This is a genomic window from Nonomuraea sp. B19D2 (genome assembly GCF_040137845.1).
GTDB lineage: Bacteria > Actinomycetota > Actinomycetes > Streptosporangiales > Streptosporangiaceae > Nonomuraea.
The window spans coordinates 583299-597532 of record NZ_JBEFAK010000001.1; the positions used below are offsets into that span (position 1 = coordinate 583299).

14 protein-coding genes are annotated in these 14234 nt (G+C 70.4%); 7 read left to right on the top strand and 7 right to left on the bottom strand.

Features of this window, described 5'->3' with window-relative positions:
* Positions 1 to 11: 11 nt before the first annotated feature.
* Positions 12 to 761, bottom strand: coding sequence for an IspD/TarI family cytidylyltransferase (locus ABN273_RS02870; RefSeq protein WP_349447008.1), 750 nt, complete (start codon positions 759 to 761; stop codon positions 12 to 14).
* A gap of 99 nt (positions 762 to 860) precedes the next feature.
* On the opposite strand from ABN273_RS02870, the gene ABN273_RS02875 reads away from it, so the two are divergent.
* The 7 genes from ABN273_RS02875 (at position 861) to ABN273_RS02905 (ending at position 7551) form a co-directional block, all read left to right on the top strand.
* Complete coding sequence (locus tag ABN273_RS02875; protein ID WP_349447009.1) at positions 861 to 1667, top strand: SAM-dependent methyltransferase; 807 nt, start codon at positions 861 to 863, stop codon at positions 1665 to 1667.
* Between the two features lie 152 nt (positions 1668 to 1819).
* On the top strand, positions 1820 to 3235 hold the full coding sequence (locus ABN273_RS02880) for a CDP-alcohol phosphatidyltransferase family protein (RefSeq protein ID WP_349447010.1): 1416 nt from the start codon (positions 1820 to 1822) through the stop codon (positions 3233 to 3235).
* On the top strand, positions 3232 to 3855 hold the full coding sequence (locus tag ABN273_RS02885; RefSeq protein WP_349447011.1) for a DUF5941 domain-containing protein: 624 nt from the start codon (positions 3232 to 3234) through the stop codon (positions 3853 to 3855). The genes ABN273_RS02880 and ABN273_RS02885 overlap by 4 nt, the downstream gene beginning before the upstream one ends.
* A gap of 77 nt (positions 3856 to 3932) precedes the next feature.
* Positions 3933 to 4667 carry a phosphocholine cytidylyltransferase family protein gene (locus tag ABN273_RS02890; RefSeq protein ID WP_349447012.1) on the top strand — a complete coding sequence of 245 codons (735 nt, stop codon included), beginning with the start codon at positions 3933 to 3935 and terminating at the stop codon, positions 4665 to 4667.
* A gap of 28 nt (positions 4668 to 4695) precedes the next feature.
* A complete protein-coding gene (locus tag ABN273_RS02895; RefSeq protein WP_349447179.1) occupies positions 4696 to 5736 on the top strand; it encodes an iron-containing alcohol dehydrogenase family protein in 1041 nt (346 codons plus the stop codon).
* Complete coding sequence (locus ABN273_RS02900) at positions 5714 to 6481, top strand: CDP-alcohol phosphatidyltransferase family protein (protein WP_349447013.1); 768 nt, start codon at positions 5714 to 5716, stop codon at positions 6479 to 6481. The genes ABN273_RS02895 and ABN273_RS02900 overlap by 23 nt, the downstream gene beginning before the upstream one ends.
* A gap of 185 nt (positions 6482 to 6666) precedes the next feature.
* The gene (locus ABN273_RS02905) at positions 6667 to 7551 is read left to right on the top strand and encodes a glycosyltransferase family 2 protein (protein ID WP_349447014.1); all 885 of its coding nucleotides are present in this window, start codon (positions 6667 to 6669) and stop codon (positions 7549 to 7551) included.
* Between the two features lies 1 nt (position 7552).
* Here ABN273_RS02905 and ABN273_RS02910 read toward each other — a convergent pair whose 3' ends face one another.
* The 6 genes from ABN273_RS02910 to ABN273_RS02935 form a co-directional block, all read right to left on the bottom strand.
* Positions 7553 to 8266: an acetoacetate decarboxylase family protein gene (locus tag ABN273_RS02910; protein ID WP_349447015.1), complete on the bottom strand. Its 714-nt coding sequence runs from the start codon at positions 8264 to 8266 to the stop codon at positions 7553 to 7555.
* Between the two features lie 84 nt (positions 8267 to 8350).
* Positions 8351 to 9313: a glycosyltransferase gene (locus tag ABN273_RS02915; protein WP_349447016.1), complete on the bottom strand. Its 963-nt coding sequence runs from the start codon at positions 9311 to 9313 to the stop codon at positions 8351 to 8353.
* A 56-nt stretch (positions 9314 to 9369) separates the two neighbouring features.
* The gene (locus ABN273_RS02920) at positions 9370 to 10779 is read right to left on the bottom strand and encodes an acyltransferase family protein (RefSeq protein WP_349447017.1); all 1410 of its coding nucleotides are present in this window, start codon (positions 10777 to 10779) and stop codon (positions 9370 to 9372) included.
* A 220-nt stretch (positions 10780 to 10999) separates the two neighbouring features.
* The gene (gene manB, locus ABN273_RS02925; RefSeq protein ID WP_502910916.1) at positions 11000 to 12079 is read right to left on the bottom strand and encodes a mannose-1-phosphate guanylyltransferase; all 1080 of its coding nucleotides are present in this window, start codon (positions 12077 to 12079) and stop codon (positions 11000 to 11002) included.
* A gap of 32 nt (positions 12080 to 12111) precedes the next feature.
* Positions 12112 to 13227 (bottom strand): glycosyltransferase family 4 protein, encoded by a 1116-nt coding sequence (locus ABN273_RS02930; RefSeq protein ID WP_349447018.1) that lies wholly within the window; start codon positions 13225 to 13227, stop codon positions 12112 to 12114.
* A gap of 94 nt (positions 13228 to 13321) precedes the next feature.
* Complete coding sequence (locus ABN273_RS02935) at positions 13322 to 14224, bottom strand: lysylphosphatidylglycerol synthase domain-containing protein (RefSeq protein WP_349447019.1); 903 nt, start codon at positions 14222 to 14224, stop codon at positions 13322 to 13324.
* Positions 14225 to 14234 lie beyond the last annotated feature (10 nt).

Below are 14234 nucleotides of genomic sequence, written 5' to 3' on the forward strand. Positions count from 1 at the left end.
TCTGCGACGTATCAGGGCAAGTCGGAGATCGACGGAGTTGAGGTGAGCTGGAAGAGGAGCTCGGCGATCCGCAGGTCGACGGGGTGGGTGACCTTGATGTTGTGCTCGCTGCCGGGCACGAGGTGGATCGGCACGCCGGGCAGGTAACGCAGCACCACGCCGCAGTCGTCGGTGGCCGGGCGGGCGGCGAAGTCGGGGTCGGCGAGCGCGCGTTCGTACGCCTCGCGGATCACCGAGAGCCGGAAGCACTGCGGCGTCTGGCTGCGCCGCAGCACCGCCCTGTCCAGCACCTCGCCGATCACCTCGCCGTCGGGTGCGGGGACGGCGACCAGGACCGTGTCGGAGCTGGGGATCGCCACGTTGACTGCCCGGTGCCTCTCCAGCGCCTTGACGCACTCGGTGATGATCCTGGGCTCCACGAGGGGGCGTACGGCGTCGTGCAGCAGCACGTTGCACTCCTCGGTGCCCAGCGCCTGGAGCGCCAGCCACGTGCTCTCGGTACGGCTCGCGCCCCCGTCCACGACCTTGCTGACCTTGTCGTATCCGCCCCTGGTCACGATCTCGCGTATCCGGTCGGTGTGACCCGGCGTCATCAGCACCACGATCTCGTCGATCTCCGGCGCTTCCTGGAACACCGCCAGGGAGTGCTCGATGATCGTCTTCCCCGCGACCTCGATGAGCTGCTTGGGCTTGTCCAGCCCGATCCGCTGCCCCACGCCGCCCGCGAGAAGCACCCCGACCGACCGCAACCGTGAATCCATATCGGCAGCGTAAGCCAGGTCGGCCGGGCAAGAGTCAACGGGCGCTGTCCGGTTTGCTATCTTGATCTTGGATTTGTGCGGACGCGCCGAGGAGATCGTATGACGACCGAAAGCACCCCGAACATCCCGCTTGGTGTCCCCACCGCCGCGCGCATGTACGACGAGGCGCTGGGCGGCAAGGATCACTTCGAGGTGGACAGGGCGGCCAACGCGAAGCTCTACCAGGTGATCGGCGAAGACCGGGTGCGCTCCACCGCCCTGGAGAACCGCCGGTTCCTCGGACGCGCGGTGCGGTACCTGTCGAAGGAGTGCGGCATCCGCCAGTTCCTCGATGTCGGCTCGGGGCTGCCGACCGCACGGAACACCCACCAGATCGCCAAGGAGGCCGACCCCCATTCGCGGGTCGTCTACGTCGACATCGATCCGATCGTCGCCGTGCACGGCAGGGCGCTGCTGGCCGACGACTCCACCAGGATCGTCACCGCGGACATGCGCAAGCCCGAGACCATCCTGGACAACGCCCGGGTCAACGGGTTCCTCGACTTCGGCGAGCCGATCGCGGTGCTGTTCGTCGCGGTGTTCCACTTCGTCACCCCGGCCGAGGACCCCTCCAGGATCGTGGCGGCCTTCCGCGAACGGCAGGCGCCGGGTTCGTACGTGGCGATCTCCCACCTGACCACCGACGGCATGTCGCAGAAGGAGCAGGAGGGGTGGCATGCCGGGTTCGCCGGTGCGACGGTGCCCCTCGTGCTGAGGAGCGAGAAGGAGATCTACCGCATATTCGACGGTTACCAGCTCGTCGAACCCGGCCTGGTCCGCCCGTGCGACTGGCACCCGGAGGATGACGGCTCGCCCCGCACCACCTCTCTCTTCGGCGGAGTCGGCCGGCTCGAGCGCACCTCCTGAAGCTCCGGCCCCGCAGGCGACCCCGGCCGCCGCGCCACTCCTACGCGTAACGGTCTCGTTCCGTGATATCGGCTTGACCTGTCGCTACGCTGTGGCTACGCACGCACCCCCAAGCCACGCGGCTCCCGTGCGACCGGGAGGAGACCTGCGCTTTGCCCGACTCATTGACCCGCGAGAGCGCGGCCACGTCGGCCGTCCTGCTCGCCACGACCCCGGCATGCAAGCTCTCCTGTGCCGGCGGCACGCTGCTCGACCGCGTCACGGACCAGCTCGCCACGCTGCCCGTACACGAGATCCAGGTGGTCGCCCCGGGCGGCGGCCTCGGAGCCGACCTCCGGGGCGTCGCCAAGATCGCCCGCATCTCCGCCGGCGCCGTGGCCGTGCTCCCCGCCGACCTGGTGGCCCACACCGAGGCGCTGGCGCTGCTGCTCGACCACCCCGCCCGCGACACCGCGGCCCTGGTCTCCCACGACGCGACAGCGGCGCCCATGCGGCCGCCCGTACGCGTGGAAGGCGGCAGGATCGTCGCCGCGGGCAGCTCGTTCCACGTCGTCCCCGAGGCGAACGCCACGTTCAGGGGCGTGCTGCAGGCGGGCGAGTCCGACCTGGCCTCGCTGGCCGACATCGCGGAGGAGCTGGCCGAGCTGGCCGACACGGGCAAGCTGGGCCCGGTCACCCCCGTAGAGGCGGTCGACCTGCTGCTGGTCGGGCTGGTCAGGTCGGGCGTGGCGGTACGGGCGGCCGGGCTCGGGCCGCTGCACGCCGACCGGGTGGCCGGCCAGAACGCCGCCGACGCCGCCGTCACCAGGCTGGCCGAGGTGGACGAGGCCAGGGTCAGGCTCGACCTCTCGGTCAAGGAGAACGACGGCTTCTTCGCCACCTTCCTCGTCTCCACCTGGACGCGCCACCTGATCAGGCCGGCGGTCCGGCTCAAGGTCGTCCCCAACACCGTCACCGGCGCCTCGATCGGCCTGGCCGGGCTGGCCGCCGTCTGGTTCTCGGCGGGCACGCAGGGCGGCCGGCTGGCGGGGGCGCTGCTGCTCTGCCTGTCGTTCGCGCTCGACTGCCTCGACGGGCAGCTCGCCCGCTACACGCGCGCGTTCTCGCCGCTCGGCGCCTGGGCCGACGGCATGGCCGACAGGCTGAAGGAATACGTCGTCTACGTCGGCCTGGCCATCGGCTTCGGCGGCGCCGGCATCTGGCACCTCGCCGTGGCCGCCATGGTCCTCCAGGTCGTCCGGCACGCCGTCTACTTCGCGTACGCGGGGGCCGCCGCCGACGCGGCCCGCGTCGGCGCGCTGTGGGGCCGCCCCGCGCGCTCCCTGCTGGAGCCGGCCGACGGCGGGCGGGCCAAGGGCGTGCTCCGGTTCGCCCAGAAAATGGAGCGTGACACGGTCGTCCGCTGGCTCAAGAAGATCATCGTGCTGCCCGTCGGTGAGCGGACGGCGCTGATCGCGATCACCGCCGCGATCTGGAACGCCAGGGTCACGTTCCTGTCCCTGCTCTGCTGGGGCGGCGTGGCGGCCCTCTACCAGCTCGGCGGGCGGATCGCGAGGTCGGCACGGTGACCTCGACCCACATGAACCCCGTCCCCAACGGCACGGTCGTGGCCTACCGCGACGACGGCCCCCTCTCGCGCGCCATGGGCCTGCTCGTGGCGGGGCAGCTTCCGCCGCTGCCGCCGGTGATCGCGGGCACGTTCGTCACCGGAGTGCTGCTGATGCTGGGCGTGGCGGGCACGGACGGGCTCGCGGTGTTCGCGCCCGCGGTGACGCTGCTGCTGGCCGGGCCGGGCAGCACGCACGCGCACGACGGCAGGTTCGACTGGCTCGTGCCGCCGATCCTGCGGCTCATCGAGTACAGCTTCGTCGCGGCATGCGGGTTCGCGCACGGGCTGCACCCCGTGCTGATCTTCCTGCTGCTCGGCGCGCTGGCGTTTCACCACTATGATCTTGTTTATCGGCTGCGGCAGCGCGTCTACCCGCCGCCGTGGCTGGCCACGTTCGGCCTCGGCTGGGACGGGCGGATGATGGCGGTCTCGCTGATCGCCCTCTCCGGCTGGCTGACGGCCGGCTACGTGCTGCTCGCGCTCTACCTGTGGGTGCTTTTCGGCTGGGAGAGCCTGACGTGCTGGCTGGCCGCGCCCCGGCCCGGGGTGGAAGCGGCCGATGCGGGAACGCAAGACTAACCCCGGATTACCCGCAGAGGGTCAAAAGACGAATACTCTTTGGACCCACGAAGTCATGCTCGACCTAGGAGTGCACGTTGCTGGGAATGGTTCTGGCCGCTGGAGCCGGACGACGCCTGCGGCCGTACACCGACACGCTGCCCAAGGCGCTCGTGCCGGTTGACGGCGAAACCACGATCATGGACATCTCGCTGCGCAACCTCGCCGAGGTGGACCTGCGGGAGGTCGTGGTCGTCGTCGGTTACGCGGCGCAGGCCGTCCATGAGCGCAAGGAGGCCCTGGAGCGGCGGCACGGCGTCAAGCTCACCCTCGTCCACAACGACAAGGCCGAGGAGTGGAACAACGCCTACTCCCTGTGGTGCGCCCGCGACTACTTCTCCCAGGGCGCGCTGCTGGTCAACGGTGACACCGTGCACCCGGTCTCGGTCGAGAAGACGCTGCTGTCGGCTCCCGAGACGAGCGACATCCTGCTCGCCGTCGACAACGTGAAGAAGCTGGCCGACGAGGAGATGAAGGTCACGCTCTCGCCCGAGGGCGCGCTGCGGCGCATCACCAAGCTGATGGACCCGGCCGAGGCGTACGGCGAGTACATCGGCGCCACCCTCATCAGGCCCGGCGCGGCCGAGCGGCTGGCCGACGCGCTGCAGGCCACCTTCGAGCGCGACCCCCAGCTCTACTACGAGGACGGCTACCAGGAGATGGTCTCGCGCGGCGAAGTGATCCACACCGCGCCCATCGGCGAGGTCGACTGGGTCGAGGTGGACAACCACGACGACCTGGCCAAGGCTCGCACCATAGCCGTTCGCTACTGAGGGGGCGCGGATGCCGCTTCTAGCGAGGATGCTGCCGGCGCCCCTGACCATGCAGGTCAGGCGGGGCGCGGTGGCGGAGCTCGGCGCCCTGCTGGCCGACAGCCGCGTGGCGACCTCGGGCCGGGTCGCCGTGGCCGTCGGCCCCGGGCAGGGCGACCACATCGAGAGCCTGATCGCGCCCCAGCTGGACGAGGCCGAGGTGTTCAGGGTGGCCGACGGCTCGGTCGACGCGGCCGTCTCGCTCGGCGCCGACCTGCGCAAGGGCGCCTACGAGGTGGTGATCGGCGTCGGTGGCGGCAAGACGATCGACGCCACCAAATACGCCGCCTCCCTGGCCGGCATCCCGATGGTCGCGGTGGCCACCAACCTCTCCCACGACGGCATCTGCTCTCCCACGGCCTCCCTGATCTACGAGGGGGGCAAGGGCACGTTCGGGGTGCCGATGCCGCTGGCGATCCTGGTCGACCTCGACTTCGTGCACAATGCGCCGCAGTCACTGGTCAGAGCGGGCGTGGGCGACGTGGTGAGCAACCTGTCGGCCATCGAGGACTGGCAGCTCGGCAACATCGAGCGCGGCGAGCCCATCGACGGGCTGGCCTGCTCGATGGCCCGCACCGCCGCCGAGGCGCTCATCGGCCGCAGCGACTCCATCGAGTCCGACGCGTTCCTGACCGTGCTGGCCGAATCCCTGATCCTGTCCGGCATGTCCATGGTGATCGCGGGCTCCTCCCGGCCCGCGAGCGGTGGAGATCATGAGATCCTTCATGCCGTGGATCAGCTTTTCCCCGGCACCTCCAACCACGGCGAGCTCGCCGGGATCGGTGCCGCCTTCTGCTTCTTCCTGAGGGAGGACGAGGCCCGGGTCGCGCAGGTCGTCGACTGCCTGCGCCGGCACGAGCTGCCCGTCGTGCCCGCCGACATCGGGCTGAGCGGCGAGCAGTTCGCCGAGGCCGTCGCGCTGGCGCCGAGCACCCGTCCCGGCCGCTACACGATCCTGGAGCACCTGCGCATGCAGGACTCCGAGATCCACGATCGGGTGGGGGACTATGTCCGGGCCTTCGGTAGCTGAGCTGCGGCGGGTCGCCCAGCCCGCCGGCCACCTCGAGCGCAGGAACGGCGAGCACTGGGCGGGCGTGCTCTACATGCGCCAGCTGTCCATCTACGTCACCTGGCTCATGACCAAGACGTCCGTCACCCCCAACCAGCTCACCTGGGTGATGACGGTGGCCGGGATCGCGGGCGGGGTCGTGCTCGCGCTGCCGGGGCTGTGGGCCGCCGTGGCCGCCGCCCTGCTGATCCAGGTCTACCTGCTGCTCGACTGCTCCGACGGCGAGCTGGCCCGCTGGACGGGGCGGACCTCGCTTGTGGGCGTCTACCTCGACCGCGTCGGCGCCTACTTCGCCGAGGCCGCGGTGCTCGTCGGCCTGGGCTGGCGGGCGTCGGCCGTCCTGCCTGACTGGTACACCGTGCTGGGCTTCGCCGGCGCGCTCGGCGCGATCCTCATCAAGGCCGAGACCGACCTGGTGGAGGTGGCGCGGGCCAAGGGAGGTCTGTCGGCCGCCACCGAGGCGTCCGTGGGGCAGTTCCGCTCCGGGCTGCTGGGGCTGGGCAGGCGGGTGCTGTCCGCGACGAAGTTCCACCGGATCGTGCAGCCGATCGAGCTGTCCCTGCTCGCGCTGGCGGCCGCGGTCATCGACCCGTTCACCGACGGCCTGACGGCGACGCGGGTGCTGGTCGTCGCCTGTTTCGTCGCGGCATGCCTACAGGTTGTCCTGCATTTGGTAAGCATCCTCGCGTCGAAGCGGCTGGCGTGATCTCATGTCGGAACCGGAGGAGGTCCCCGTCCGTCGTATTGATCGGACGTCCGCCGTTCGGTGGGGGTTCAGTGCCGGTTCCGATACGCTTAGCTCCAGCCTTTCCATTACATGCAGACCAGCAGACTCGGTGATCATGAAAGAATGCTCCGCTCGTGCTCTCAACGCGTCAGGACAGTGATTCGTTGAAGATCTCGTGCGTCATCCTCACCATGGGCAACCGGGTCGCGGAGCTGAACCGGGCAGTCGAGTCCGCGCTCAACCAGATCGACGGCGACGTCGAGGTGGTGATCGTGGGCAACGGCGCCGACGTGCCCGAACTGTCGGCGACGCCACCCGAGGGGTCGGCCGCGGTCGTGAAATCGATCCGGCTCGACCGGAACACGGGCATTCCCGCAGGCCGTAACCGGGGTGTGGAGGAGTGCTCGGGAGACGTCGTGCTGTTCCTCGACGACGACGGCTGGTATGCCAGCCAGAAGGTCGTCGCGCACGTCCGCGACCGCTTCGCCACCGAGCCGGACCTCGCCGTGATCTCCTTCCGGGTGATGGACCCCGACGGCGGCATCGGCCAGCGGCGCCACGTCCCGCGCCTGCGGGCGGGCGACCCGCAGCGCTCCTCGGCGGTCACGACGTTCCTCGGGGGCGCCTCGGCCATCAGGCGCTCGGCGTTCCTCCAGGTGGGCGGCCTGCCCGAGCGGTTCTTCTACGCCCACGAGGAGACCGACCTGGCCTGGCGGCTGCTGGGCGAGGGCTACCGCATCGAGTACGACGCCGAGACGGTGATGTACCACCCGCAGGTCCCGCCGACGCGGCACGCCCAGTTCTACCGGCTCAACGCGCGCAACCGGGTCTGGCTGGCGCGGCGCAACCTGCCGTGGCCGCTGGCGTTCCTCTACCTGACCAACTGGGTCGTGCTCACCCTCGTGCGCGAGCGCGGCTCTGGCGAGGCGCTCAAGGCGTGGTTCGCCGGGTTCTTCGAGGGGCTGCGCACTCCGGCGGGGGAGCGGCGGCCCATGGCCTGGCGCACCGCCTGGCGCATGGTCAAGCTCGGCCGCCCGCCGATCGTCTGACTCAAACTTCCACGGCTTCCCCGAAGGACATCGCGGCCCGCGCGATCGTGCTGGTGAACATCGCCCGCTTGGGCAGCCCCAGCTCGCTCAGCTCCTTGGCGATGGGATGGTTGCCAAGGCGGATCAGCGCGCCGCTGGGGCGGATCCTGGCGCCGCGGGCACGTACGGACCAGGGGATGCGCCGCGTGATCCCGTCGCGGTGCGTGTAGGCGTCCAGCGGCGCCATGACCGTGGCGCCCGGCGCGGGCATGCCCGGCTTGATCAGCATGTCCAGCACCAGCCTGCCGTCCCTGCGCAGGATGCACCGTTTGTACGGCGAGCCGAGCCGCAGCTCGATGTCCGCCAGCTCCTTCGGGAACCCCCACAGCGTCCGCCCGGCCTCCAGCGTGAACGGCTGGTCCACGGGCAGCCAGTGCACGAACACCCCGGCCTGCCGCAGATCCCACAGCCCGCGGGTCCCTGAAACGCCTGGAGGGCGCACCAGGAACGCCATGCCGAACTCGTGGTAGGGGTCGAGGTCTCCGTCGCGGTAGTCCACGAACAGCAGCACGCAGACGGCCTTGCCGGGCATGACCTCGGCCACGTCGAGTCCGGAGTACGCGATCACCGCCCTGGCGGCGTCGGCGCGTACCGCGTAGGAGGCGCTGCAGACCTCAGCGTCCCGCACCCGCACCGGCATGGCCACCGTGCGGCCCTGGATGAGATGCGTTGCCATGCCTCCCAGTACATCAACCTGTCGGTCCTGTCGCCATTCACGCCCCCGATGTCCTTCCGTGGAGGGTGCGGGGCGGGCGGTGGATCAGACCGCCAGGGCGTGGGCGAGGAGGCCGGCCCAGGACTCGGCGCGGCGTACGAAGGCGGCCGCGTGGTCCGGCCAGTGGTGGCGCAGGCGGGCCTCCATGTGGCCGAGCGCGCCCAGCCGGACCCGCCGTGCCGAGTCCTCCTTCAGGTCCAGTACGGCGTTCAGCACGGCATCCACGTCCAGCGGCACCACGAGCCCGCACCCGGTGGCCTCGACCAGCGCGGCCCCCTGGGGCGTCGTGATCACCGGCAGCCCGCGTCCCATGTAGTCCATGATCTTGGTGGGCAACGTCCGCACCGTGTCGTCGGCCAGCGACAGACCGGCCAGCGCCCCCTCGGCCATCCGCAGCGCGTGCCGGTTGGGCACGTACCCGAACCAGTCGAGCAGCCCCACCCGCTGCGCGTCGCGCAGGAGCGGCCGGACGTCGTGGGCGGCGGCGCCGATGAGGTCGAGCCTGACGCCGTGCGGGATCAGCCGCTCGGCGAGCCCGATCAGCTCCGACACGCCGCGCTCGGCCGAGAGGCGGCCGATGTGGACGACCCTGGTGTCGCCGGGAGGAGGCGGGCTGGGCGACACCAGGGTCGCCTCGGGCACCACCGCGGGAGTGATCACCTGGTGCCGTCTCCCGGCCCGGGCGAACTGCTTGGGGGTGATCTGCTCGCGTACGTCCCAGACCACCGGAGGGCGCCTGTAGGGCAGCGCGTGCAGCAGTCGGTGCTCGTGGACGATCAGCAGGTCCGCGTCTTTCACGCCGCGTCTGAGCGCCACGCGCGCCCTGCCGTACGAGGCGTGCCGCGCCACGTCGATCGCGGTGAGCCCCATGGCGGGGGTCACGTTGAAGTACGTGAACGGCGCGACGTAGGTGACCTCGTGGCCCGCGTCGAGCAGCGCCCTGATCTGCCGGTGCATGATCCGGGCGTCCTCGGGATGATGGACGGTCGTGGCGACACAAGCGCGCATGTGTCGATGCTCCGCGCTTACCAGGTCAAAGGCGTAAATGCGGGTGAAACGGTCGCTTAACTTCGTGAGGGGCGACGATAGAGCCAGGTCAGGCGGGGCTCAAGCACCCACTTGAAGATCGTCCGGGTCTCCGGCAGGCACAGCACGATGGCCAGCGCGAACGCGCTGGAGGCGATCGCCAGCACGCCGAGCGGCCCGAACAGCCACGGCAGCTCGAGCCAGCCCATCTCCTTGGCGACCAGCACGGGGATGCCGTGGAGCAGGTAGCAGTAGAGCGTGCGGGTGCCGAGGTCGGAGAACCACGTCTCCCCCCTGGGCACCAGCGCCAGGACGGCGAAGCACATGGCCAGCGCGCACACCAGCAGCCCGGCGCGCAGGCCGAGGCCCATATACCAGGACAGGTCGAGGTCCTGGAAGCTGGCCTTGAAGTAGAACGGGTCGAGCGGCGCCTTCGGCGCGACGTAGATCGCCACCGCTGCCGCGCCGAGCATCGTGAAGACCGCCACGACCTTGAGCCAGCGCCGGTTGAGCATCTCGAAGTGCTCGGGCTGCATCACCAGGCCGATCACGAAGAACGGCATGAGACCGAAGAAGCGGTCCATGCTGAAGTCGCCCTCGATCTGCGAGAACCCCGCGAAGAGGTAGATCGCGATCGCGACCGGCACGGGATATTTCATCCGCTTCCACACCGGCGTGGACAGCCGCCAGAACAGCAGCGCCAGCAGGTACCAGTTGAGCCACGCCGGGTCGATGATCGTCAGGCTCCACTTCTGGCCCACGGAGACGCGGAGCAGGGCGTAGCCGACCTCGACGATCACGTACGGAACGAGGAACGTGTCGACCAGCTTGTTGGTCTTCGCGTTGGAGTTCCAGAAGTTTCGCGACAGGTAGCCGCTGATCAGCACGAACAGCGGCATGTGGAACGTGTAGATGAAGATGTAGAGGGCCCTGGCGGAGTCGGCGGAGAGCGTCGGCACCAGCGAGTGGCCGATGACCACCAGCGCGATCAGCACGAACTTGACGTTGTCGAGGAACGGGTCGCGCCTGCGCTTGGGCTGCTGGGGCTCCAGCTGCGGCTGTGGTTGCTGCTGAGGCGTGTCGCCCACCGTCGTCCGCGGCTGCTGCCGGGAGCGCTCGTCCGCCTTCTGCGGCTGCTGCTGGGGACGCTCGACCGTCTTCTGCTGCTGCCGAGGGCGCTCGACCGGCTGCTGCTGGGGCCGGTCCTGCGTCGCCGTCCGCAGCTGCGGACGAGGGTGCTCGTCCGCCGCCTGCCGCGGCTCGTCGACCTTCACCACGGGCTGAGGCTCGGTGAGCTCACCTGGCGCGATCCCGTGGGGATCGGCCGCCTCACTCCAGAACGCCTCCTCCGGCAGCGGCCAGCGGGCTCCCGTCTGGGCGGGGCCGCCGACCTCCTCCTCGGGGCTCCGCGGAGTCGTGACCGGTGGGGAAAATCTGGTGTCAGACACAGGGGAGTCGCTCAGCTTCGCTCGGGGCCGGGGAACACGACGACAGCACGACCAACGGTGGCCTCTCGGCTCCGTGTCGCGCTGCGTCGCCGACCCGCAACAGACTATCCCGCCCGCACGGCTCCTGTCCCTCGCGTGGACGGAGAACGACCGATTCCACAGGGAACTTGGAGCGTCCTGGATTCCCCGCTCGGGGTTCCGCTCAGGGTGGGTGGGGGCGTCAGACGTCGCTCGAGTAACGCATCGCGCGCTCGGGCAGCTCGACGCCCGGCCAGATGCGCACGCCGTTCTGCAGCTCGTTGCCCGGCCCCACGATGGCGCCGTCGCCGATCACCGCGTCACTCACCACCGTGCCCGCGCAGACCCGCGCCCCTCGGCCCACCACGGAGTCCGTCACGCAGGCGCCCGCCTCGATGACGCAGTCGTCGGTCAGCACCGAGCCCACCACCGTGGCCCCCGCCTCGATGACGACTCGCGCGCCGACCGCGGTGCCGCCCTGCACCTTGGCCTCCGGGGAGACCCGAGCGCCCTCCAGCGCCAGGTATTCGCCCGTCGGCCCGGGCAGCGCGGGCGACGACACCCGCCCCAGCACCAGGTCGCGCGACCCCCGCACGAACGCCGCCGGCGTGCCGACGTCGAGCCAGTACGTGCGGTCCGCGTAGCCCAGCACCAGCTCGCCCGACTCGATCAGCCCGGGGAACGTCTCCCGCTCCACCGACACGACCTCGTCCCGGGGGATCGAGTCGATCACCGACCGGCTGAAGACGTAGCAGCCGGCGTTGATCCGGTTCGTCACCGGGTTGGGCGTCTTCTCCAGGAACGCGGTCACCCGCCCCGTCTCGTCGGTCGGCACGCACCCGAACCGCGAGGGATCGTCCACTTCTGTCAAATGGAGCGTTACAGCGGCCTGCCGTGCGAGGTGAGTGCGCACCTGCTCGCCGATGTCATGACCGGAGAGGATGTCGCCGTTCAGGATGAGCACCGGGTCGGCGGGCCCGGATGTGAGCGCCTCGGCCGCGTTGCGGATGGCACCGCCGGTGCCCAGCGGAGTCTCCTCCGTGATGTATTCCAGCGAGAGCCCGAACGCCTCCCCGTCGCCGAAGGCGGGCTCGAACATCGAGGCCTTGTACGAGGTTGCGAACACGATCCGGCGGACGCCGAAAGCGCGCGCGCGGGCGAGTTGGTGTGCCAGGAACGGAACCCCGGCGGTCGGCAGCAGCGGCTTCGGCGTGCCCAGTGTCAGCGGACGCAGGCGGGTGCCCTGCCCCCCGACCAGGAGAATCGCCTCGAGGTCTGGCAACGAGCTCTCCATCACTCCGTGAGGTTACCGAACTATTCGATCGCGCGTTGATAGGAGCTGAGATGCGCCTCTGCCGAGGCGTCCCAGGTGAATTCGAGTGCTCTTGCCAGCCCCGCCTCCCGCAGTCGCCGCCTGCGGGCGGAGGAGCCGAGCAGGTCCCCCAGCGCCGAGGCGATGCTGTCGGCGTCGGGCTCGGTGTAAGCCACCGCGTCGCCGCCGACCTCGGGCAACGAGGTGCGGTGTGTCGTCAGGACCGGGGCGCCGCAGGCCATGGCCTCCAGCACCGGCAGCCCGAACCCCTCCCCACGTGAGGGGAAGGCGACCACGAGCGCTCCGCCCAGGAACCCGGGCAGGTCGGGCGCGCGCAGGTAGCCGGGCCGGATGACCCTGACCGTGGCCTCCACCTCGCGGCAGGCGGCGTCGACGTCGTCCTCGTGCACGCCGCCGCCGATCACCAGCGCGGGCGGCTCGGGCAACTGCTTGACGGCGGCGGCGAAGCCGCGGATGAGGTTGGGAACGTTCTTGCGGGGGTCGAGGGCGCCCAGGAACGCCACATAAGGCTGGCCGTGCAGCCCGCACCGCAAGGCGACCCGGCGGATCTCCTCCTCGCTCGGCGGGTGGAACTGCGCCAGATCGACCCCGTGGTAGGCGACGTCGATGCGGGTGGGATCGGCGGAGAGCACGCGGACGAGCTCGTCCCTGGTCGCCTTCGACGGCACGATCATCCGCTGGGCGTGGCGCACCGCCGTGCGCGTGGCGGAGCGGAAGAACGACGACCGCGAGCCGTGCTGGTCGGGCTCGGTGAACCAGGTGGCGTCGTGGATCGTCACCACGGTCGGCAGGCCCGAGCGGAGCGGGATGGAGTAGTAAGGAGCGTGGATCACGTCCGCCCCCGCCTGGCGGGCGAGCAGCGGCAGGCCGGTCTGCTCCCAGGCGAGCCTGGCGGCCCTGTTCGAGATCGCGACGGGCCCAGGAATGACCAGGGCCGAGGGCGCGAGGCGCCGGTACCGTTCAGCTTCGGAGCGCTGGCAGACCACTGCGAGGTCTGCGCCGGCCCGGTGGAGCGCGGCCACGAGCCCGTCCACATATCTGATCAACGCGCCACGGTCCGCGGGGACCGCCGCCGCGTCGACGAGCACTCGAGGCATTACGAAGATCTTCTCCCCTCAAGATCCACGTGGGACTGGTCGTCCCCCTCTGAAGTTCAGCTTATGACCAGCCTCCCCTAAATCGTGGGCCAAATCACACCGAGTCGCGCCGCGCCGCGATTCCCGCCAGGCCGGCGCAGATCAGATCCCCCACAACAATGACAATGCGGGACGAAAGCGCCACCGCAATAGCGGCACCGCTGTCCAATTGGGGCGCAAGCACGGCGACCATCGCGACCTCCCGCACGCCGGCGCCCGCCGGGACGACGAAGGTCAGGATGCCCAGGCACCACGACAGCGCGAAGGCGCCGACGGCGAAGAGCAGGCCGCCCTGGGGGGCGACGAAGTAGAGGTGCACGCCGTAGGAGAGCCAGCCGGCCAGCGCCCAGCCGAGCGCGGTGAGCATGCCGCGCCTGGTGAGCGGGCGTTCGAGGGGCTCCCGCTTGAGCCTGCGCAGGGCGTAACCGATCACGCCGTTGATGACCTTGGGCTCGAGCAGGACCAGCAGCAACGGGATGAACAGCAGCAGCCAGCCGTACTTGTCCCAGCCGAGCGTGACCAGCGTGACCAGCAGGCCGGTGGCGAGCTGGATGGGCATCATCAGGAAGAACGCCGCCGCGCTGCGCGAGCGCGGCACGCCGAGGTCGTGGCCCATCTCCATCTGGGCGATCACCGGCCAGACGGCGCCGGGGATGTACTTCCCGAGCTGGCCCACGAAGAAGACCTTGGCGGCGGGCCTCAGCGGCAGCGGGGAGCCGAGGTCGGCCAGCAGGGTGCGCCAGGTGAGCATGGCGCCGAGCAGCGCGGCGACCACCGCGGCCAGCGACCCGGCCAGCGCGGCCGGCGACAGCCGGGCGAACCCGGCCACCACGGCGTCCCACTGTTTGCCCACGGCGTAGCCGCCGAAGCCCAGCGCGACCGCGAGGAACGCGTACCGGACCACCCTGCGGAGGAGCGGCCGCGACGGCGGGGCCTCCGTGCTGTCACGTTGCTCCACGGTGTCCTGA

Bases quoted from the DNA above. Each gene is read 5' to 3' on its own strand.
- ABN273_RS02870 (WP_349447008.1), bottom strand. From the start codon at position 761: ATGGATTCACGGTTGCGGTCGGTCGGGGTGCTTCTCGCGGGCGGCGTG.
- ABN273_RS02895 (WP_349447179.1), top strand. From the start codon at position 4,696: ATGCTGCCGGCGCCCCTGACCATGCAGGTCAGGCGGGGCGCGGTGGCG.
- ABN273_RS02915 (WP_349447016.1), bottom strand. From the start codon at position 9,313: ATGCGCGCTTGTGTCGCCACGACCGTCCATCATCCCGAGGACGCCCGG.
- ABN273_RS02910 (WP_349447015.1), bottom strand. From the start codon at position 8,266: ATGGCAACGCATCTCATCCAGGGCCGCACGGTGGCCATGCCGGTGCGG.
- ABN273_RS02930 (WP_349447018.1), bottom strand. From the start codon at position 13,227: ATGCCTCGAGTGCTCGTCGACGCGGCGGCGGTCCCCGCGGACCGTGGC.
- ABN273_RS02875 (WP_349447009.1), top strand. From the start codon at position 861: ATGACGACCGAAAGCACCCCGAACATCCCGCTTGGTGTCCCCACCGCC.
- ABN273_RS02900 (WP_349447013.1), top strand. From the start codon at position 5,714: ATGTCCGGGCCTTCGGTAGCTGAGCTGCGGCGGGTCGCCCAGCCCGCC.